This is a genomic window from Bacillus sp. AFS023182 (assembly GCF_002560575.1).
GTDB classification, from domain to species: Bacteria; Bacillota; Bacilli; order Bacillales; family Bacillaceae_G; genus Bacillus_A; species Bacillus_A arachidis.
On the sequence record NZ_NTRO01000003.1, the window covers coordinates 1 to 23,131 of the forward strand.

Sequence of the window (23,131 nt, forward strand, 5' to 3'; positions counted from 1 at the left end):
TTAAGCTCATGCAACATCGATTATAGGAAAGGGTATTTCTTTTTTATAACGCCCCCTAACAAAAAAAATTATACAGTTCACCTCGGGAGGTCAATTCTCTCGTTTTGGGGTATTTGCTTTTCTTAGCTTGATGGTGATGGGGTACCGCCAGCATTTTGGAAAAAAACCACGCTAAGCGAAAAATTAAATAAGGCCATCCATTTGGACAGCCCGTTTACATAATTATCGTTATTGGAAGGAAATATCAATTACTAGGCATTAATATTCTTTAACTGAGTAACAGTTCCAAAACTGATTTTTATATAGAAAAAAGGGGTACAAATTCAATTGTAACCCTTTTTCCAAGTGTTTTTTGTTTTATATGATTCCTATAATGATTACAGGGCTGAAGTATGGTTCGAAATAGCGTTAATTATATCATTCCAATCGTCAAAGTGAATCTCGTGACCCGATCCTTCTAGGGTTAGTAAGAAAGCGTTTGGAATTTCATTAACAAGGGCAAGGCCATGCTCGTATGGAAGCACTGTATCTTCTGTACCATGGATAACCAAAGCAGGTATATTGATTCCTTTTAACTTTCCCTCATAAGAATCATCGCCTTTAAGAAGAGCGTGATTAAACATACTGAGTAGATTATTTGCTCGTTTTATTTCTTTTTCTACTTGCTTATAAGCTCTCTTTTCATCGAATTTATGCTTTGAACCACAGAGTAAAGCTGATCCTGTAACCAAGTAATTTGCAACAGATTCTTCATCCGACCAATTTAGTGTGGCTCCATTAGCGTGATAAGCGAGTATCGTCTCATCCATCGGAGGCAAATTCCGATTGTTGTCATCAGAACCAAAAATACTTGATGCAATCAAAGTTATACTTAGCACTCTCTGAGGATGCTTTAAGGCTACAATTTGAGCGATCATTCCACCCAATGACATTCCAACAATATGTGCCTCGTCAATATGATATGCATCAAGTATCCCAACGGCATCATCAGCCATATCTACCACAGTATAATGGGAACTCCCTGGCTCATAAGTAGTTGACCGTCCGACATCCCTATTATCATAACGAATAACATATCGGCCTGTATCAGCTAATTGTTGACAAAATTCTTCATCCCAATAAACCATTGAACACATGGCTCCCATAATCAGTAGGACTGCTGGATTTGCTGGATTGCCAAAGCTCTCTGTACATATATCAATTCCATTAACTTTATTAATCTTTTTATTCATGATTAACTCCTCATTTCATTCGTATTTAGTTAATAAAAAAAGACACGCTCAAATAAACCTGCACGTTTTGAAAAAAAAGCCAGGCATAATGAATTGTGTTTAAAATTAACGTAAACGAATGAACTTGATAATCATGTTAAACACTCTCCTATAAAAAATGGATAAGGGTTTTACCCTCCTTGTGATTATAACATACTTGAAGAAAAGACGATGTATATGATATTCAAACCTAGTTAACATAACGTCTCATTATCGGGATTCAATGTATTTAGAAGACTATTAAAAATCCTCCAGATTGTTTAACTGGAGGACTTTTGTGTTCACATAATTATTGTTAGTGGAAGTTAATTATATAATCTGAAGGACCTTTTTGACTGCATTTATTACATATTGTGGCTCATCCTTTTGGATATAGTGTCCACTGTTAGGTGCTATAACTAAGGAACTATTTGTTGATAAATTCAATAATTCCTCTTGCATATGCAACCATAAGTTTTGTGCATCAGTAGAATAAAAAGCTTTTTTTCCTGCAGAAAGAATAATAACGTTTGTATCTATAAGTGTTTTTCTGTGTAATCGTACTTCTTCCAGACTCTTCATAAACTGATCGTATGTACCTTCATAAATAAATTGTTTATTATAAGCTTCTTGGAAATCTGAAGGCATGATGGGAAGAAATCGTTCTCTGTAGTCCTCTGGGGTTGAATCTACAAGTATTAGCCCTGCTACCTCGCTTGGATATAAAGATGCGTATAATCGAACATTTACTCCACCAAAGGAATGTCCCACAAAAATATAAGGAGGCGTTAATTGTAATTTTTTTAGTAATGTTCTTAGCTCTTTTACCATTTCAGAACTAATTCTATTGTTGGGACTAGAATCACTCTTTCCTAAACCAGCTCTATCATAGACCAGAACTTTTGTAAGTTCCGCAATTTGTGATACTATTTCATTCCAAGTTTTAGAGTAATCACCATAACCCGCATCCATTACTACGGTTGGAGTTTCTTTATCACTTCCAAATATTTTTGTATATAATTGAAAACCACCTATATCAACAAACTCCTCACGTTCTAAAACCTTTTTCATTCAGATTTAACTCCTTCCATATTCCAAGGTACAACAAGTGAATTATTTAATAAATTGTATCATGGATGGAAAAGGAAAATCAGAAATCTATTTTGAATACCGTATACATGTAAGGTTAACATAGCGTCTCATTATCAGCAGTAACCAAATCCTAGAAAGCCATTCATACCAAGAGTTTGTCAGCCTTCCGTTCCTCCCGCTGTATGCAGAATTTCATACATCCCTTTCACAACAGCATTTAGCAGTTCAAACCGTTTTCGTAGCCTGCATGAAATCCTGCATATCCTTAGCGTATAAAATCCACGTTTTGTTGGCGAGACCTCAAAAAGAAGCGCGAAACGCACTTCTTTTCTTTGTAATCACTACACATCACATTGTCCACATGATTGCGGACAAGATTTCTTATTAAATAATTTATTTCCAATCCTTTTATCTAGTCCATTCATTCTCCACTATCTTAAAATACAATCTTTGACATTCACTAAAATCCTTAATGTAAGCACCTAGAATTTCAATATATACATTAACAACTTCACTTAACTCAAAATGTTATTGTCTCTTTCATTCTTTCTTACACATTCAAACTCAACAAGTTGGTTATTTCTTCATGTCCAAGCCGTTTAGCCGTTTCAATAGGTGTTTCTTTTAATTCCTCATTATGTAGCATACTATATAATGTTGCTTTCGCATGCAAGTTAGGCTTATATTTTAGTAATACTCGAACAACTTCAATAAACCCTTGTTTACATGCAATATGTAATGGTGTAATTTGGCTTTGTCCTAAACTATTAATATTCGCTCCATTTTCTAATAACAACGCAACCATCTCTGGCTTATTACGATTACAAGCAAGGCTTAGTGCACTCCTTTTGTATTTATCAACTATCTCCAGGTCAAGTCCTTTATCAATTAAAACCTTTGCTCCTGCCACATTGTCCCCTTCAATTGCGTAGTGCAATGCTGAATATTTCCAACTTGTAACGGCATTTATATTGTTAACACGTTCTAGTATATATTCCATAATCTCTTTATTACCAGAACCGCTAATCAAATGAAGTGGCATTTCCTTTCTGACCATTACTTCATTTACATCTTCACCTTTATGAATAAAATATTTTACTGTTTCCATGTCACCTTTCATACATGCAAGTGCAAAAGGTGTTTGACCATGATATTTAACTTTTACATCTGCACCAGCTTCAACTAATAATTTCACAATTTCCACGTTACCATTTAAACAAGCAATGTGAAGTGGTGTCTTTTTATCAGGTCCTTTCTTATTTAAGATTGTTTGTTTACAATCCTTTAGTTTTTCTTTTACCGCGTTTATGTCATTCCTCATGCAAGCATAGTTTAATGTTTTCTTAAACTTCTCAGCCTTTATAGCCTGTTCTAGTTGGGATTTGCAAAAATCAGAGCTTGGCTCGATATTATAATGGATATATTCAAGCCACAGTAGGGCAGAACTACATTCTAAAATTGGATTTAAATCCTCAAAGTAATCAACTAAATAGGTACTATCTGTGTGAGCAGCTAAAACAAACGCCGTCCATGTTACTTCATCATTATCACGAACTTGTTGAATATAATCCATCACTTCATCAGATGGGAGATCATCTGGATCATGGCGTATTACACCATCAGCTTCATAATGATAATAGTGATACGTTGTGACAATACCATCATAAAATGCAAATAACATCGATTTCTCGGCTACATTTGGCATTTGCTTTAACATAATTTCAACAAGTTTTTCTATATATTTGTTTTTCAATTATTTCTCCTCCAAGAATATCAGCTGATTTATAACTTTTTCCTTGCTTGTATTTCCGAATATGAAATCAAACCGAGCAACTTCTAATTCCTTTGTTGTTTATGGTAAAGTTTATTCTCTAAATCACTTAGATTCCCAATCAAACTGCCATACATCTTGATGCGTATTCATTTTTCTCTATCGTTATTCTATGTCTCTAAAATTCAATCAACTAAATCACACTCTAATGTTATTCCATCATAAAATTTTTTTGTAAGTTGTTTTAGTTCTCTACTCCAAACATTTGGATACTACTTTAATTTAAACTATAACTTTACTTCTGTTGCTCCGCATACTTACAGGAAGATTATAACACAACCCTAAATATTAATTTCTAAATTTACTTACTTTTCAAAGTAAATCACCCCTTATAAAAATACAACGTATGCACAAAACGAACAAACTGATACAAATAAAAAACAGAAATTGTAATTCTACAAAAAATAGAATTACAATTTCTGTTTATATCAAAATCTTTATTACAAAAGAAACTTTTAAAACAACTCCATACTCCCTATACAGCAATCAACTATATTCATTCCTGAATTCTCATTATGTGCTTAAATCTTTGCAAACACTAAACATTACATTACTAATATGATTGCAGACAAGCCCTCCAATAAAATACAACTTTAATCAGAAGAGGGCTTCATCCCCTACTAAGCTATAAAAAGTAGACTTACTTCTTACAATTTTTTAAGATTCATGTTGTGTAATAACCTCTTTATGTTCTTTTAGTAAATATCTATCCACCTCTTTTTTACCGTCATCACAAACAAATAAACAACACTTTCAAGACTTCTATTTCATTTCATGTTCTCTATTTTTTCGAGACCAAATCACAACAGGAATAAGCAACAAGGCTAAAGCTCCTCCAGCTAATGATAGTGCTGCATAACTTGAATTTGCTACCACCATGCCTGACATCGCTCCCCCAGAGGCACCTGCCAGCGCAATAAAAACATCTACTTTCCCTTGTGTCTTTGCACGCGTTAAAGGTTCTGTTGCATCAACAATTTGAGCAGTCCCACTTATTAATCCAAGGTTCCATCCTAATCCAAGTAAAGACAAAGCAATAATCAGGAGTATTAAAGAATCGCTCGGTGCAATGGCAGCTACCACACCCGCACTAAGTAGTATAACTCCGGCAGCAATACTCATTGCCATTCGACCAATCTTATCAACAAGGATTCCTGTAACAAGTGACGGAAGGTACATCGCTCCTACGTGAAATCCAATAACAAGGCCCACTTCACTTAATCCATGCCCATGGTGCTCCATATGTACAGGAGTCATCGTCATAATGGCAACCATAACAATTTGAGTAAGTATCATAACGAGGGCCCCAACTGTAACACCTCTTTTATTTGCTATCGGTTTGTTAACTCTCGTATGCCCTTTATTTGTATGTTCCTGTTTATATGTTTCTATCATGTTCGCTATTATTAATGGATCTGGACGAAGCATAACGAAAAGTACGAGACCTGCTAATAAAAATGCAGCTGCTGATAATATGAACGGACCAGCAAGTTCAGGAATACCAAGAGAAAGAGCGAAACTCCCCATTGTGCCTACTAAATTTGGTCCCGCAACTGCACCAAATGTCGTCATAACCATTGTAATACTAATAGCCGTTGCCCTTTGCTTCGTATTGGCTAAATCCGTACCAGCATAACGAGCTTGTAAATTTGTTGCTGTACCTGCACCATATATGAGCAGAGAAGCAAGTAAGAGAATAATACTATTTGTTAAAGCGGCAATCACGACACCAATAGCCCCAAGCCCACCTATCATAAATCCTGTCGCAAGCCCGATCCGGCGCCCATAACGTTGAGATAGCCTTCCTACTATTAACGCTGCTCCTGCAGATCCCATTGTAAACATGGCTGCTGGCAATCCTGCGAATGCATCGGTTCCAAGCATTTGCTGCGCAAGAAGTGCACCTACAGTAATGCCAGCAGCTAATCCTGCGCCACCAAACATTTGTGAAATACTTACGATTACCAATGTTCTTTTATATAGCTTTTGTTGTTCTTCTACTGTATACATTTGATTCCTTATTGAATTCTCAGCTGTATCAAGCATCTTCTCACCCTCTTTATGAAAAATTCTCTCTTTTTTAAATGTACTATGATTAATGTTTCATATTCAATAACATTTCTATCTGTTCGCTTAGTTCTAAAAGGGAAAAAGGTGTCCCAACGCCTTGAGTGAGGGCTATTTTTTTGATGCACAAATATTTTTTATTTATAAAAGTTTAGCTTTTTATAGTTTTCATCCATACCTAAAAGCCCCCTATTTAATTAGAGGGCTATCAGTCTTTTAATCTTATAAAACACACTTTGTAAAAAAAATCGTGTAACTATGCTTCTGTTTTTATCTATTCTCTTATGCACATGTTAGCAATCATCCAACCGATTCGACTCTTTTCAGCTAGTTTTCCCTTGAAAAATAGGTTTCGCAATTAATGTAGCGATAGGACGTATTTTAAATACAACATACTGTGTAAATAATGCTATCAATACCCCATGTACAATTCCTGCAATTACATCAAGTGGATAATGTACTCCTACCCATACTCTCGAAAAAGCTACACCAAGCGCTAAGAAAAAACAAGTATATTTAAATCGATAAGCAGATAGCAATAGTGTAGCTGCAATTACAACAGCTGATGTTGCATGATCACTTGGAAAAGAAGAATTGGCAGCATGCTCTACGAGTTGTGTGATGTTATGTGAAACAAAAGGACGATCTCTATAAATAAATAACTCAATAAATCTATTTATGGAATACGCTAAAGTAAACGCAACAATCGATTGAAAAGCCATTATTCGAAAGTTAGGTTTATTCTTTATCCATAACAAGATGAGTAATAACACGAAAGCATATTGTACATATTCTGCAAATATAATCATTACATTATCTATTAATGGATATTCCTGTACTTTACTATTTATAAAGTTGAACCATTCGTAATCTAAATCTTTAAAATTCATTACATAATCTCCTTTAATACTTTAGTTCAGGCTACATTTTAACAAACTCTACCTTATTAAATGATTTCTCATAGGGTTCTAATAAATTCTTATTATATTCTTTATTGTTTTCCACCTACAAATCATAATCTATTCAATTTTAATAAGACTACTAACAATGTACTATCTTATTTTGTGACATTAACATTACATTTTTGTAAGGTTCTTTTTTTCATTTTAATAGTCTAACTTATGTAAAGTGTTTATAGGAAAAGATTTAATGTAAACAATTACGCTTAAATTCACATCAGTTTTAATAAGTTATCATTTAGTTTTTTCTACCAATAGTATCTGTTATAATTTTCTTTATTATCAAAAATCTTTATTTTACATCCTTTATAGTATGTGAAATTATCTTTGCTTTTAATAAATTCTTAATTTTATTGGGGATTGATACTTAAATGTATGGAGGTAGACATTTTGAGGAAATTTCTTTTCTTGTTAATACTTGTATTTTTAGTTGTCATAGTTTTAAAAGAGAGGAATGGTGATCCATTGATGAGTGTTAACAAAGATATCAATACTCATCAAGATTCTTATCAAGCGCAAGGATATGTTGTCTTTAAAGATAAAAAAGTTTATTTTATTGACGAAGAGGAGATAAAGGACTCAAATATTATAGGATATTTAGAGCAATCATCGAGGGAAGAACATCCTTCTGCTTCTATCCTAAGTTTTAATGATTCAGATGCTGTTAAGTTTTTAAAAACAGGAGATAAAATTCAAATATGGGTTAGTGAACTTTTGGAATCCTATCCAGGTCGTTATACTGTAACGAAATATGAAAAAATAGGGGGATAAAAACCAGGGGATTATTACCTTTTACAAAAATACACTATAATAGCTATTGTTGAAAATAAAGGGAATGAAAAAGTGAGTTTTCTTCATCCCTACTGATTATTAGCCCTCACCTATCAAGCTTTGACTACCCGCGAATAGCGGGATAACTTACTTTCTATCTTTTTTGAAGCGAAAATATACAAAAATCAAACCCGCAAGAATAACTAGCACAATTAAAAGAATAAGTCCATAACGGTGGACATAATGCTCTACCAGACGCCATTTTTCTCCTAACTCAAATCCTAGCTTGATAAAGGTAAAACTCCATAATAATGCTCCCGAATACGCATAAAGGCAAAATGTCGAAAATCGATAACGAGAAATCCCAGCTAAATAAGCAGTAACATGGCGAACTCCAGGAATAAAATAACCTATAAATAATAAGGCAGGACCTATTTTTTGAAACAAAATCTGTGTCCGATTTATTTTATTTTCTGTAATATGTATTTTCGGACCAAATTTCTTTAAGAATGGAATCCCAAGTTTTATTCCTAACCAATAGCTAATAGTAATACCGATTGACGAACCGATACATGCACTTAATAATGCAAGCAGAAATTTCATTTCTCCTTTATGTACATAGTATCCTACAAATGTTAATATCGTTTCATCTGGTATTGGTAATCCGATAATTCCACCAACTAAAGCAATAATAATCCCGAAATATCCAAAATGCGAAATGAGATAATGTAATTGTTGTTCTATTTGTAATCACCATCCATACCAATTGCGAACTGGTGTCTCAATCATCGAGACACTTTTAACCAAAAAACATTATATACCTCCTAATATTATTCCAATAAACCCCATTAAAATTCTAATCGTATAACTTACTTCCGTAAAATAAAGTGAAGCTTCCATCAATGGAAGTCTTCACTTCTTCACTAATGGTTAGCCAAACGAATCGAGCCTTTACGGGATAAAATGTGGTACTAGACTTTTTCTATATTTTCAAAATGAAATTGTATTGATTTTTCTTTTTTATCCAATATAGTTAATTTACATAGAAATTTTGTATTGTGCTAATGATAGCCTCAACTCCATTGTGTTTATCTCTAGAACTAGTAATATAACAGATAAATAAGCGAGTCACATAAGATTTTTGGTTTATAAGAAAGATCAAGGTTAACAATACAGATAAATTTATAATATTTAGCTACACAAAATACGTTTGGAGTGTGTACATATGGTATACAAAGATATTATTAAAAAGATTCATGATGCACCAACTGAATATGATTTTAGTACATTAACTGATTCCATTATTGAGGAAGAATCCATGCTTAACGGTGTACCCCAAGATTATATTTCCTTCTTACAGGAAGTGGGCTATGGATCTGTTTCTAATTCCTATTTTATGTTCTACGGAGGACTTATTGAAGCAGATGAAATATATGATGTAGATGACAATCCAGAACTGAAAAATGTTTTACTATTTGGTGATAACTTTGCCGGTGATGCTATAGGCTTTCATATAACCAATAACTGGGGAATTATTGAGGTTTGGCATGAAGACTTATCAATTGTACCAAGAGAGGAAAAGAACTTTACAGAATTGGTTCAAAACATATTTTCGAAAGAACTTTAAGCTAGTATTTACTTGATATAAAAACAGAAAAACATTCCACTAGTGCAGCTGCGGAATGTTTTTCTCTAATTAAACTTACTTTCTAACCTTTATTCATTAAAACCTTTCTTCTTTTACTAACCCATGAATCCCCTTCAAATTTGTAAAATGTAACCAATTCATTTCATATTCTTTAAAATATTTAAATACTAAAAGACTGTGCAGAAAAATTCTACACAATCTTTTGGGCGCTGATATATCCATTTCCATTCACAAACGAAAAAAGAATGCAATACCACTTTTCTATAATTGTTCAATCAAATATGCGTGCATAACTCCTTTCCAAGTAGCAAATGCTAACAAAATCAAAACAATCAGCTATAGCAAATTGGAGAATGATACATGAAAAGAAAAATATTATTCTTACTTACTTTCATATGTTTTGCAGTTCCACTTCAAACTAGCGCCTTCACTTTTGCAGAACTACCTGTTACATCAAAATCTAAGCAGTGGTATATTAAAGTTGATAAGGCTAAGAATCCTCAAGCACTTCAGTCAAAAGAAGATACGTTTCATACATACAGCTTACTTGTAAAGAATGTCGGAAAAGACGTATCTAATGTATCAGTTGAAATACGTCACAATAACCCAAAATCAAAAGCTGCTTTCAAGCCTTTCAACAAATCTGATATGAGCGTGTCATATAGCCAAACTAGTTTTACAAAAATGAAATTCCCATTATATGAAGACGCTAACTCATTTGACGTAGTGATTAGCTGGGAGGAAAATCAATTTAGTTATAACGGTCACCCAGAAAAAGCAGAAAAGCAATTTACACAAACATTTGTATTTCATGAAGAATAAGCTCTGCCGCTTAGCAGAGCTTACTTATTTTTTGTAAACGTAAATTAATCAAATTGACGAATACTCGGAACAAGTAGTGCGATTACCACTACGACAATTGCTGCGATAGCTAAAATCGTAATCGTCACCGTACCACCAATTATATTCGCCACCCAACCGACAACTACATACCCTAACGGTAATAATGCAAAAGACCCTAACATATCCAGACTTGCTACCCTTCCGAATGCTTCTTCTGGTACAAGTTCTTGCAAACTCGTTTCCCATATTAAACCGAAAATCATAATCCCAAACCCCTCTAATGCCATTAACCCTACTAATCCTGGCGCCCATGAAACGAAAGACATTAATAAAAGTGACATCCCGCTAATGAGGACACCCCCATAGGCAAGCAATCCTCGTTTATGCCACCTCTGTCTCCCGCCAAAAATAAGAGCTGCCACAACAGCACCCGCTCCAGAACATGCCATTCCAATCCCATAGACAAATGGTTCAAACTGATGATGTACATTAAATAGCCAAGGGATTAATACAACGATAATTCCTGCGTGGCAAATATTAATAAATGAAAATGCTAAAATTGTAATCCAAAGCCATGGATGGCTTTTTAATACAACAATCCCTTCTGTAAAATCTTTTTTGAAATTCATTTTTTGATTTGTTTGTTCCTGTACTTTTTTAGCTGTTACATCTTTTAAAAACAATAAACAAATAAAAGACAACAAATAAGTCAATGCATCTAAACCAAACCCAATTCCCGCTGAGGCAACCGAAACAATAAGACCACCAAGCGCTGGACCTATTAAACGAACACCTTGATTACTCATTTGTGTTAATGCGTTAGCCGCATTCCGAATTTCCGGTACAAAGACCCTTGCTCTCACTGCTGCATATGCCGGTTGAAATAACCCATCCATTAGTCCATATGTTGCCACTAGAACATATAAAATCGTGATTGTTAAAGTATCTGTAAACATAAGCACCGCAAGGGTTATCATCAATATGCATCGAACAATATCGGTAAATAACATTAGCTTAACTCGATTTATACGATCAACGATTAACCCCGAAAACGGTAAGACAAGAATATTCGGTAGCATATACATAGCCATCGTCGTTCCCATAACAACTGTTGATCCAGTCAATGTATATACGACTACTGGAAGAATTACCATTGTAATAGAACTTCCTAGAACGGAAAGAAGTTGCCCGATCCATAAGAAAGTAAAATGGCGTGATTTTGTAACAGGCAACAATAAATTACTTACATAACTCCCCTTATTTTCTGTTTGCACCTCTCCTTGCATATGTATCCCCTTCCCTTAAACATCTTCCTTCTTTTTCCTTTTATTATACATTTAATTTTCCCTTTTTTCTAATAATTAAGTCTTTAGATATGTAAACTACTAATATTTCGATTTATACTAAATTCAATTCATAAAATATACTATACAGAACTACACTGTATAATTGATATAGGGGCAATAAAACAACTATATAGAACCACTATCACCCCTTGCCCCCAATAGTTTCCAACATATTTCTAATCATCTACTTACACCGAACAATTCAATTATGCCAGTATACATAAACCATATAACCGAAAATAAATATACTTAATTTTCAAAATATTATTAAAGCACTTGATTTCCTAAAATATTTTAATTATTATAAAACAAATGTTACCAAATAACTTCATAAACCAAACACTCTCGCCCAAAACGTGAGATAGAGGTTGCAGTGCTTATAAGTATTCTAGAGGAGACACAGAGATGTCAATGAGTTTAGAAGAAAGGAAGTATTGCCGAAATTGATAAATTTCTCTGCATTTATCAATTGGGGCTGTTTTCGAATAGAAACAGAACTGTCATATATACAGACGTGTATATATGAAGAGCTATCTACAAAAAAGAGATATCATGCTTTATATGATATTCTTTTTTGGCGGTTTTTTTATTAGCTCCTTTTTCTGTTTCCCTTTTCCTGTAACAGCACCATCCTCACTTATTTGAGATGGTGTTTTTTTGTTTTTCTTTCCGGTAACTACAGGAATATTTAGGGACTTATACATCTCTTTTATATGTTTTTACACCTTTCCTGATCAATTAATAAAAATGGATGAAAGAAGGAATCTGTAATGGAAACGATTGTTCAAAAATTCGGTGGTACTTCTGTTGGAAGTATTCAGCGCATTCAACATGTAGCAAATTTAATTATTGAAGAATATGAACGAGGACACGGTGTTGTTACAGTTGTCTCTGCAATGGGAAAAAGTACAGATGAACTCGTTGCACTTGCTACCGCTATTACCGAAAATCCGAGTAAACGTGAAATGGATATGCTTTTAACAACTGGTGAACAAGTTACCATTTCTTTATTAACAATTGCACTGCAAGCAAAAGGGTACGACGCTATTTCACTAACTGGTTGGCAAGCTGGTATTACTACAGAATCTGTGCATAGTAGCGCACGGATTACTGATATTAATACAGAACGTATTCAATCACATCTACAAGAAGGAACAATTGTAATTGTCGCTGGTTTTCAAGGACGAAGCGAAGAAAACGAAATTACAACACTTGGCCGCGGTGGTTCTGATACAACTGCTGTTGCATTAGCAGCTGCGCTGAAAGCGAAAAAATGCGATATTTACACAGACGTAACAGGTGTATACACGTCTGATCCACGAGTTGTAAAAGACGCATATAAATTAGATGAAATTTCTTATGATGAAATGTTAGAACTCGCAAATCTCGGAGCTGGTGTACTCCATCCACGTGCTGTTGAATTCGCAAAAAATCATAATGTAATTTTAGAAGTTCGTTCAAGTATGGAACAAGAAAACGGAACAATTGTAAGGGGAGAATGTAACATGGAACAACAATCGATCGTTAAGGGTATTGCATTTGAAGATAATATTACACGCGTAACAATTAAAGGATTAGAACAAGGATCGCTTTCAACTGTTTTCTCTACATTAGCTAAAGCCCATATTAATGTTGATATTATTATTCAAAGTATTACAAATGAAGGTACTGTTCATTTGTCTTTCTCAATTCACTCAAATGACTTACGAGAAACATTAGAAGTATTAGAACAAAATCAAGAAGCACTTCACTATGAGTCTGTAGAATATGAAAATCATCTAGCTAAAGTATCAATTGTTGGATCTGGTATGGTATCTAATCCAGGTGTTGCTGCTAGTATGTTCTCTACATTAAAGAATGAAAATATTCATATTAAAATGGTAAGTACATCTGAAATTAAAGTATCTGTTGTCATTGATCGCCTTAATTTAGTAGATAGTGTAGAAGCACTTCATCAATCATTTATGGCAAAAATTGAACCTATGGTACAAATGAATTAATTTGATTATCAAAATAACAACAAGGAATATTTCTTTGTTGTTATTTTTTCATCTAGCAAAATAATATTATGTTACACTATTACATGTGAAATATTTTCCAAATATCTTTCTAACAGATTCGAAAAACATGTAAAGGTGGATCCATAATGAGAACAGAAAAAATCCTTTTAGTTGATGATGAACAAGGCATATTAGATATGTTAGTACTTACACTAAAGAAAGAAAACTTCACGCATATAACAACAGCTATAAATGGAGCCGAAACGTTGAACCTCATTAAAGGCCGTCCATTTGATATCATCTTACTCGATGTGATGCTACCCGATATAGACGGATTTGAACTATGTAGACAAATCCGCAATTACACAAATACTCCTATTTTATTTGTAACAGCCCGCTCTAGCGATTTAGATAAATTAACAGGACTAGGAATTGGCGGGGATGATTACATAACGAAACCATTTAATCCTTTAGAAGTTGCTGCCCGAATCAATGTCCAATTACGTAGACAAAATATGATACAAGAACATCGCCATGAAGAAAATTTGAAGCTACATTTTGAATCCTTTTCTCTATATCCAAGCGAGGGACTGATAACAGTAAACGGTGAACCTGTCCATTGCACTGCTAAAGAACTAGAATTACTTACATTCTTATGCACACATCCAAATCGAATTTTTACTGCTGAACAATTGTACGAACAAGTATGGGGACTGACTTCCATAGGTGATGATAAAACAGTAGTAATGCATATTTCCAAATTACGTAAAAAAATAGAAGCAGATCCTAAATCCCCTATATACATTGTAAATTTGAGAGGAATTGGCTATAAATTTATCCCGCATACTAAGGAGCAACAAAAATGAAAATTGGTTTCAGACTAGGCTTTCATTTTATTCGTAGTTTATGTATCGGTACTTTTTTTATGGGTATTTTTATGGCTATTTTTATGGAAGGCATACTACCTCTTATCGGAATAAACAAAGATAACAAAGACACAGAAGCTCTTATTGTTTTTTGCCTCTTTGTATGTACTCTTATTTTGGGCGCTATTTTGTATGGATGGCATATCGGCAAACCTTTATTTCGAATGATTTCTTGGATTAACCAACTAGCAGAAGGTTCTTACGTGATACCAGAAAGTACAAAACAAATGTACAAGAAAAAAACAGGGAAGTTAAAAGGACCTTATCGCTTATATAAAGACGTCTTTCTAAATATAGAACATTTAACAAATAGATTACGAGAAATAGAGAATGAACGGGAACAGCTTGAGAAAATGAAACGGGAATGGATGGCAGGAATCTCTCATGATCTCAAAACGCCACTTACCTATATTACAGGATACAGCGCACTTATGCTATCGCCAGATCATACTTGGAGCCAAGAAGAAAAAGAGAAGTTCTTGCAAGAAATTCAGCAAAAAGGAAATCATATGAAAGAATTAATTGAAGACTTAAATCTCTCTTTCCGTCTTCAAGATTCACAGATTCCTTTAAAAAAAGAGGAAGTAAATATTGTTGAATTTACCAGAAGATTAATAGCTGACATAACAAATGACCCACGCTCTCAGCACTATCATTTTAGTTTTCAAGCAGATGAAACAAACATAATAATTCCGATTGATACAAAATTATTCCACCGTTCTTTACAAAACTTGTTTATGAACGCCATTTTACACAATCCTGCGGAAACAAAAATCCATACCTCTATTCTATTACAAGAAGATATACATATTACAATAGAAGATACAGGTGCCGGTATGGATGAACTAACCGTTCAAAACTTATTTAAACAATATTATCGTGGAACAACCACAAATGTTTCAAGCGAGGGCACAGGTCTCGGAATGACAATTGCTCATAAAATTATAACAGCACATAGTGGAACGATTCATGTAACGAGTGAAATCGGTAAAGGCTCAAAAATTCATATTATACTCTCAAACCGATAGTCTTATTGTAAGGGCATTATTAAAGTGAAATGTTTTCAATCCTATATAAACATAACAAAAAACAATTTCCCCTTTTATACAGGAGAAATTGTTTTTTTACACTTTGCAGATTAACCTATTCTCAACTTCCGAAAAAGACGCCTATTAGAGAATAAATAATAATGGTTGAAAATAAAATCGTCATATGGAACAACGAAAAAATAAACAATGATTTTGCCCACTTCTCTGAATCCATTTTTTTATAGCCGTAAATACTTAATGCAAGCCATACAATACTTAAAAGAAGTGACACTAACATTAGACCAATGCTTAACGAACCTAAAAGAACACTGATAATAATTAAAATCATTAAATACACATTCGTTTGTATATATGTTCTTTTAATCCCTTTTACTACTGGAAGCATTGGAACATTTGCAGCTTTATACTCCTCATGTTTACGAATTGCTATCGCATAAAAATGAGGCATTTGCCAAATAATCATAATGATAAAAAGACCAATAATAGCTGGATGTGTGATATCCGGATACATAGCGGCCCAGCCGATGAGTGGCGGCATTGCTCCCGAAACACTTCCGATTTCCGTGTTATAAATTGTTCTTCTTTTGCTCCACATTGTATACGGTACGACGTACAAAAACAACCCTAAAAATCCTAATAACGCTGCTAAATATGTAGTTAGCGCAAGAAATACTAAACCAGAAATCGTCATTAATATCCCAAGCCATAACACAGCTTTAGGACTAATTTCTCCCGTTACAGTCGGTCTACTTTTAGTTCGCTCCATAATCGAATCGATATCACGATCATACAAATTGTTAAAAGCTCCTGCTGCTCCTATTATTAAAATCGAGCCAATCATAGCAAATATAATTTCCGGAATTTTTTCAAGCGGGCTCATTTTATATTTATATAAAGCCAACGTTAACCCAGCAAACATCGGGACCAAATTTGATTTAATAATCCCGGTTTTAACCGTTTGGGCTAAAATATCCGATAACTGTCGTTTCGAATTTGTTAATTCTTTTTTCCTTCCCATGACACCCTGTACTCCTTTTCATTAGACGTTTCTACAATGTATATAGTATTAATATACTCCCCGGTATATTAATACTATATGATATACATGTCAAGAAAAAGAGAATATACCGCACACTGGTGACGGTTAATCTATGAGAATGCGAAAACCCTGAAATAAACACAACTAAAAAGAGATTTATACAGTAAAAACATATTCTAAAGCAGAGTGAAAGACCTCATTCAGAATATATTTTTTATAATCAAACTTTTTAAAAGCTGTTTCATACTCTCGCTACTTATCACGCTTTAACTCAATCGTTCCTGTCATAGACTGCACTATTAACTTTGTATCATTCTCTTTTCCAGTTCCTATACGACCTTTTACTTTATGATTGTCTCCTTTTTCAGCAGTTGAGAGTGAAAATTCATTTTTTATTTGACCCGCACGCGTCGACAGGTCAATCTCTAGATTTTCCGGCTCTTTCTTAAAGTCAATATTTATATTAGATGATTCGGTTTTTATTTTACTTTCATTTTTTAAATTTGAAGCACCGGATACATTCACCACTCCCGTATCGTTTTGAATATCAAACTTTCCTTCTACTCCCCTTAACGTAATCCCCCCTGATTTAGAAACGCCTTTTATATTGCCACCTTTATAATTTTTTATTGTTATATCACTTGAATCACTATACAAATCCAATTGTTTCGATGCTATATTCTCTCCTACTACTTCTCCTGATTCTGTTTTAACATTTATTTTTTTATATGTTTTTTCAGGAAGATATACATGTACAGTAGCTGTTTTCAAGTTCAAAATAGCCGATGAATTCTCTGTGATAATCTCTAATCTCTCTCCTTCTTCTTTTACCTTTGTATCTTTCACCTCTCCTATATTAACTTTAATATTTTTGTCTGTTGTAGAATGAAGTTTAATATTTTCTCCTACTGTTTTTATATAAATTTCATTCATATTTTTCGCAGTAAATTTTTTGGATACAGACGCTTCATTCGCTTTTGTATCACAGGCTACTAAACATAGAATCATTACACTTATAAAGGAAAACATATAGATTTTCCCTTTGATCATCCTCATTCCCTCACTCCCCTTGCATACTTATTTGAATATTAACCGTAACCTTCCCACTTGCTGTAACTGTCCGGTCAGTGCGATACATAGTAATAAAACAGATAACGTACTATACAAAAACACATATGATGTTGATATTCCTAAGAAATCTACATAGGGGAGATGATTTACTGGTCCTACATACCATAAAATTACATACAATACTTCAAACAGTTTACGTGTCCTAGCCCATATCCCAAGTGCCAATGCTACTGTTGGAATGAATACTATACCGATAAGCCAAGAAAGCAAAAATGAAATATCTTCAATTAGTATTAACTGAATGATAATACCACTAGAGATGATAAACCCTACTATAACCCCTGAAATCCACGTCGCAAAAAACTTATACAAAGGAGAACAACTTGAATAAATAATTTGATTTGTCCTATAAAACCATTCTCTAGTTGCCATTTGTGACCAAATTGCAATTGGCCAAATTATAATAATAGGTAGCCATCCTTTTGATATATCTACCGGACATATCAATCCAAACGCTATAAGCCCAATCGCAATTACATACCACCAAATCGTAAAGCCTTTTAACATAATCGATAGCTCCGCTTTAATTAAACGAAACATACTAATGTTCTTTGTTTTCATTATAGAAGTGAATGTAAAAGAATTATGATTTTGTTCATTCATAGCGATCGTTTCCTTATTCTCCTCAAACTCGCTTACCTTTCCCTTCACTTCAGTAAATGTACAGAATCTATTAAACACAAAGGACGTTAGCCAAATTAATAACATCGCTATTCCAATCCAAACTAAACTTGTTACAAGTATTTCTACATCCCAAGTCAATCCATCCCAGTGAAATATTTTAATCTTTCCCTCTACTGGGTTATACCCAAATCCTCCACCATTTGTTCCTCTTAAAAATTCATATTCTCTCATTGCATCATGTATCATATCAGAACGAATGATTCCTAAACCAAATACATCTAAATAACGATTCGGCATTTCAAACGACATAATCGCTAATAACACCCACAAGAAAAAGAACACAATATTACCTACTACGCCTTTTAAACCAGGAAACACATCAAAAAAGGTTGTGAATGCCGCTAGAAGCAATAACGAAGGAAATACAATATAAAAGAGTGGATATAAATAACCACCTAATTGAAACAAAAGATCTTCCCCACGTATAAATTGCATTACCATAAAAGCAATGATAAATACCATCTCAATGGCCACTAAAACAATAAAATTAGAAATCGTTTTTCTAAAAATATATTGGAATTTGCTTATAGGTGAAGCTGCAATCAATTGCCCTACTCCTAACTGTTGATCGTCTGAAATTTGGCTTCTTAACATATAAAAACCAAGCAGCCAAATAAATAAAGTAGAAGTCATTGCTCCCATACCGCCAAGCCAATTTGAATTATATATCCCCCTCACTCCACCAAGATAAAATATTTCATAGCCTGCTGAAGCTGCCGGCACACAAGTATACCCAAAAAAAATCGTTAATCCAATTACAATTAAAAATGGATAACTTCTCATTTGTCTAATTAAATTGTTTTTAATGAAATAAAATAGATTATATACATTGTTCAATTTTATGCCCTCCTTTCGAAGAAACATAATATAAGTAAGCATCTTCAAGAGAGGATGCGATTATATGTGCTTTAGCACTAGGGGCATTGCTGGAAACGATGCGCGCATGAATTCCATCACTCCGGTGAATTGCGCTGCTTACTATATATTTCTTTTGAACATTATGTAACTCGGAAGCTGGTATAACCCATTCCCATACTTTCCCCTCCACATGCTTTAATAGCTGTTCAGGACGCATATGGGCTAATATATTCCCTTTTGATAATAAAGCTATATCACTCGCAATCGATTCAATATCCGTTACAATATGCGTCGATAAAATAACGATTCTATCCGTAGAAAGAGTAGATAATAAATTTCTAAACCGAATTCGTTCTTCAGGATCCAATCCAACTGTCGGCTCATCTACAATCAATAATTTCGGATCATTTAATAACGCCTGTGCAATTCCAACCCTTTGCCGCATTCCACCTGAATAGCCGCCTAATAGTCGTTTCCGGTCATTCATTAAGTTCAGCGCTTCAAGCAGTTCATTGATACGCTTTTTTGAAGAGCTCATTGATAAACCTTTCATCGCTGCTATATACTCTAAAAACTCGATTGCGTTCATATTTGGATATACACCAAATTCTTGTGGTAAATATCCGAGTTGTGAACGTAACAATTTCGGTTTCTTTTGAATATTTTCCCCATCCCATATCACACTGCCATTCGTCGGTTGTTCAATTGTTGCTAAAATCCGCATAAGTGTAGACTTCCCCGCACCGTTTGGTCCTAAAAGTCCTAATACCCCAGGCTTTAAATGTAAACTACAATCATTCAACGCTACTTCCCCACCGTATTTCTTTGTTACGTGATCAATTATTAACTCCATCACATTCCCTCCTCATCTTATAAAGTGAAACTTTAATAAGTGATTTTTTCTTCATCCCTCACTTATTATCAACTCCCACCAATCGGGCTTTTACAGGTAGTAGATCTCCTCCTTGCCATAGGAGTATTACTGCCCGCGAATAGCAAAATAAATCAAGTGCAATTTTTCATCACTTGCGTTTTCTTTTTTATTGTAGGTAGTGAATGTAAAATCTAAGTAAAATCCAGAGAAAATTAGTTTAAAATATAAACTAGTAAATATAATTTCTAAAGCTCAATTTATACATGCTCATAAAAAAAGATTCCGAAACAGATTATATGTAAATCCGTTTCAGAATCTTTTCTGAAAAGAGGCGGTGAAATCGAATTTTGCTAGCCTCATCTTCTATCCTTTAGTAAAAAACATAATTTCTTCTCTTTTATCTTTTCTCAAACACAATCAAACATGTACTATTTGGCAATGCTGTTTGTTCACCGTGTTCATCATACAATGTAACTTTTTGCGATAGGTGTTCTATATAACCTTCTAAAAGATACTGCTTGGCCTCAATTACTTTTACATTCTCTGAACCTACAACGCTCTCTACAAAATCAATATATTCTTGAAGTGTAAATACACCAAATTGTTCTTGTACCTCATGTGGATATGCTTCTTCTCCCCACGTATACGTATATAAAAATTCCATTGCATCATTAACTGGCATCCTTACTCGATCCACACCTAATATATTGGCCTTAATTTCTCGTCCTTTAAAATCACGTTGATAGTTTTTTAAAAAAGGCATAGCCGTTTCATCATGAAATTGCAATTCACACCATTCTTCACTTTCTGTTTTTACTCCATCACGAATAATCCAACGTCCACCAGGGGTCAATATTTGAAATACACTCTTCACTAAACGTTCCATTGTTGCAACATTAAACTTCTTACCTTCTGTTTCTCCATAAGAAAAGATCTCGTGATTCACTGAGCCACAATGAACTGTAGAAATGCTTTCTGGATGAAATGTATCAGTAAGGTGTAAAGCATCGCCTAGTGTAACTTCCCAGTCGTAGCCTTTTTCGTATTTATCATTTGTTAACTTTTCAATTACATTTCGTGACAAATCTACACCAATAACCGATTTATTCGGATAAACTTCTTTAAATTTATTCATCATTGCGCCCCCACCGGGACCAATTTCTACTATTATATCTCCTACTACATATGGAAGAACCGTGACTTTATCATCTACACTCCCATTCATATGTGAAAGATATTCGTCCTCATTTTCCAACCGATCAAACGCATCACGGCGTAAACCAAATATTTCACATAACATCATAACAGCTTGCTCATAATGAACATTATTTTCTTTTTTACAAGCTAAACAAAATTCGATGAGCGTTTTTCCAACTTCACTTGTTCCAAAACCAATTGTCAATACATTTTCTATTTCCTTTAATTCAGGATACATTTCGGATTGAGGAATTTGACCCATATCTAGCAATTCTACTACGGATACGCTTCGCAATACTTTTTCGATTGCTCGTTTCGTATAAATATTTAAGTATTTTTCTCCCTCTCTCTCGTAATACAATGCATCCATAAGTGGCTGAAAACTGATATGATCTACATTGTTTTGAATGATATTTTGATAGGCTAATACAAATACTTTTACGAATTCTTCAAAGCTAAAATGAGTTAATGCTGCTTCTACATACCAAAGGTCATAATCAAATAGTACTGTGAACATTTCTTCTAACCTATCATTCATAATTGACTCATACTCTTGGATAAAATATGTATCATTAGGTGAAGCATTTGTACGTAACCGCCGAATTCGATCTTTTACACTATATTCAATCAGTTCTCCGCAAAGTATTTGTTCAATACGTTCATATACCTCTCCTTGTACTCTTTTCCATAACTTATCAGATACCCCAGTGATAATACACTCATTTAAAACGCGAAGCACTTCACGCAGTTCATCTTTTGGAATCGCTCCTTGCTGCCATAACCTTACCAATTCTTCGTGAGAAGTCATGGATACTTCACCTCGTAAAACTTGCCCTATTAATCCATGTGTACGAATAAGTGCACATGTTACATCATCATATGGAAAATATCGTCTATAAATATCCGCTGAATCTTCGTTATGTACTAAAAATGATACCCCTAACTCCTTCCACTTCTTGCGCTGCGTTACAGAACCACACTTCGATACTTCACTCCAGCACAATACAGTTTCTACACGCGCACGAATACCATATGAAACATTCATTTTTTCTAAATGCCTTAGCGTCCGTTCCACATACTCTAATACACTCCGGTAATTTCTTTCTATACTTACCGCCCCAAATTCTTCTAATAAAAACCCTAACCATATATTTGCTTCTCTCGTATATATGTTTCCATTTCGTGCTTCTTCTATTGCATATAAACTATGTAACATACTTTTCTCTCCTTTTACATTCTGTCAGAAACACCTACAAAACAAATACATATGTATCCTAATAGAATAATTAGCACATACATGTTATTTCAAATTCCAGTCTATCATACAATTAGCTGTTATTTTTTGATTATATACAGTATTCCAATTTACGAAACATAAAAAAACATCCAAAGTAAAACTCTGGGACCTAAGAGAAGATATAAACTACATTGATTCGGTAGATATTAGGATATTAGATTTTGTGTGAATGAATCCCAAACCTTTTCAACTAATGGGTCTTTTCTTGAATAAGCAACGAACATGATTTATTCCCCCTAAGTCTATTAAAAACGAATAAGTTCTTACTC

General features: G+C 34.0%; 18 protein-coding genes and 1 riboswitch. Of the genes, 6 read left to right on the forward strand and 12 right to left on the reverse strand.

Annotation, left to right across the window (positions count from 1 at the left end):
• Positions 1-377 precede the first annotated feature (377 nt).
• The 5 genes from CN288_RS00895 to CN288_RS00915 all read right to left on the reverse strand — a co-directional run bounded on the left by CN288_RS00895 (position 378) and on the right by CN288_RS00915 (position 7,130).
• Positions 378-1,232, reverse strand: a complete 855-nt coding sequence (locus CN288_RS00895) for an alpha/beta fold hydrolase (protein ID WP_026591689.1) — start codon at positions 1,230-1,232, stop codon at positions 378-380.
• 348 nt (positions 1,233-1,580) lie between these two features.
• The gene (locus tag CN288_RS00900) at positions 1,581-2,321 is read right to left on the reverse strand and encodes an alpha/beta fold hydrolase (protein ID WP_026591690.1); all 741 of its coding nucleotides are present in this window, start codon (positions 2,319-2,321) and stop codon (positions 1,581-1,583) included.
• A 571-nt stretch (positions 2,322-2,892) separates the two neighbouring features.
• Entirely contained in the window at positions 2,893-4,095 is a 1,203-nt protein-coding gene (locus CN288_RS00905) for an ankyrin repeat domain-containing protein (protein WP_141527914.1), read from the reverse strand.
• A gap of 840 nt (positions 4,096-4,935) precedes the next feature.
• Positions 4,936-6,219, reverse strand: coding sequence for an MFS transporter (locus CN288_RS00910; protein ID WP_098301717.1), 1,284 nt, complete (start codon positions 6,217-6,219; stop codon positions 4,936-4,938).
• 344 nt (positions 6,220-6,563) lie between these two features.
• Positions 6,564-7,130, reverse strand: a complete 567-nt coding sequence (locus CN288_RS00915; RefSeq protein WP_026591693.1) for an undecaprenyl-diphosphatase — start codon at positions 7,128-7,130, stop codon at positions 6,564-6,566.
• A 459-nt stretch (positions 7,131-7,589) separates the two neighbouring features.
• On the opposite strand from CN288_RS00915, the gene CN288_RS00920 reads away from it, so the two are divergent.
• On the forward strand, positions 7,590-7,970 hold the full coding sequence (locus tag CN288_RS00920; protein WP_176527640.1) for a DUF3221 domain-containing protein: 381 nt from the start codon (positions 7,590-7,592) through the stop codon (positions 7,968-7,970).
• A gap of 147 nt (positions 7,971-8,117) precedes the next feature.
• Here CN288_RS00920 and CN288_RS00925 read toward each other — a convergent pair whose 3' ends face one another.
• Complete coding sequence (locus CN288_RS00925; RefSeq protein ID WP_026591694.1) at positions 8,118-8,714, reverse strand: DedA family protein; 597 nt, start codon at positions 8,712-8,714, stop codon at positions 8,118-8,120.
• A gap of 481 nt (positions 8,715-9,195) precedes the next feature.
• Here CN288_RS00925 and CN288_RS00930 point away from each other — a divergent pair, with 481 nt between their 5' ends.
• Both CN288_RS00930 and CN288_RS00935 read left to right on the forward strand, forming a co-directional pair.
• Positions 9,196-9,597: an SMI1/KNR4 family protein gene (locus tag CN288_RS00930; RefSeq protein ID WP_026591695.1), complete on the forward strand. Its 402-nt coding sequence runs from the start codon at positions 9,196-9,198 to the stop codon at positions 9,595-9,597.
• Positions 9,598-9,978: 381 nt separating this feature from the next.
• A complete protein-coding gene (locus tag CN288_RS00935) occupies positions 9,979-10,440 on the forward strand; it encodes a hypothetical protein (RefSeq protein WP_026591696.1) in 462 nt (153 codons plus the stop codon).
• 44 nt (positions 10,441-10,484) lie between these two features.
• Here the strand turns inward: CN288_RS00935 and CN288_RS00940 are convergent, their stop codons facing one another.
• On the reverse strand, positions 10,485-11,747 hold the full coding sequence (locus CN288_RS00940; RefSeq protein WP_026591697.1) for an MFS transporter: 1,263 nt from the start codon (positions 11,745-11,747) through the stop codon (positions 10,485-10,487).
• Between the two features lie 414 nt (positions 11,748-12,161).
• Positions 12,162-12,348, forward strand: a riboswitch (Lysine riboswitch).
• Positions 12,349-12,577: 229 nt separating this feature from the next.
• Here CN288_RS00940 and CN288_RS00950 point away from each other — a divergent pair.
• From CN288_RS00950 to CN288_RS00960, 3 genes are all read left to right on the forward strand, one after another.
• A complete protein-coding gene (locus CN288_RS00950; RefSeq protein ID WP_026591698.1) occupies positions 12,578-13,807 on the forward strand; it encodes an aspartate kinase in 1,230 nt (409 codons plus the stop codon).
• A 146-nt stretch (positions 13,808-13,953) separates the two neighbouring features.
• The gene (locus CN288_RS00955) at positions 13,954-14,673 is read left to right on the forward strand and encodes a response regulator transcription factor (protein ID WP_026591699.1); all 720 of its coding nucleotides are present in this window, start codon (positions 13,954-13,956) and stop codon (positions 14,671-14,673) included.
• Positions 14,670-15,761: a sensor histidine kinase gene (locus CN288_RS00960; RefSeq protein ID WP_026591700.1), complete on the forward strand. Its 1,092-nt coding sequence runs from the start codon at positions 14,670-14,672 to the stop codon at positions 15,759-15,761. Before CN288_RS00955 ends, CN288_RS00960 begins: the two co-directional genes overlap by 4 nt.
• 121 nt (positions 15,762-15,882) lie before the next feature.
• On the opposite strand, the gene cyoE is transcribed toward CN288_RS00960, so the two are convergent.
• The 5 genes from cyoE to CN288_RS00985 form a co-directional block, all read right to left on the reverse strand.
• Positions 15,883-16,800: a heme o synthase gene (gene cyoE, locus CN288_RS00965; RefSeq protein ID WP_026591701.1), complete on the reverse strand. Its 918-nt coding sequence runs from the start codon at positions 16,798-16,800 to the stop codon at positions 15,883-15,885.
• Positions 16,801-17,073: 273 nt separating this feature from the next.
• Positions 17,074-17,877 carry a DUF4097 family beta strand repeat-containing protein gene (locus CN288_RS00970; RefSeq protein ID WP_098301719.1) on the reverse strand — a complete coding sequence of 268 codons (804 nt, stop codon included), beginning with the start codon at positions 17,875-17,877 and terminating at the stop codon, positions 17,074-17,076.
• Between the two features lie 21 nt (positions 17,878-17,898).
• A complete protein-coding gene (locus CN288_RS00975) occupies positions 17,899-19,419 on the reverse strand; it encodes a hypothetical protein (protein ID WP_098301755.1) in 1,521 nt (506 codons plus the stop codon).
• A 37-nt stretch (positions 19,420-19,456) separates the two neighbouring features.
• Complete coding sequence (locus CN288_RS00980) at positions 19,457-20,347, reverse strand: ABC transporter ATP-binding protein (RefSeq protein WP_026591703.1); 891 nt, start codon at positions 20,345-20,347, stop codon at positions 19,457-19,459.
• A gap of 418 nt (positions 20,348-20,765) precedes the next feature.
• A complete protein-coding gene (locus CN288_RS00985; RefSeq protein ID WP_026591704.1) occupies positions 20,766-22,781 on the reverse strand; it encodes a class I SAM-dependent methyltransferase in 2,016 nt (671 codons plus the stop codon).
• Positions 22,782-23,131 lie beyond the last annotated feature (350 nt).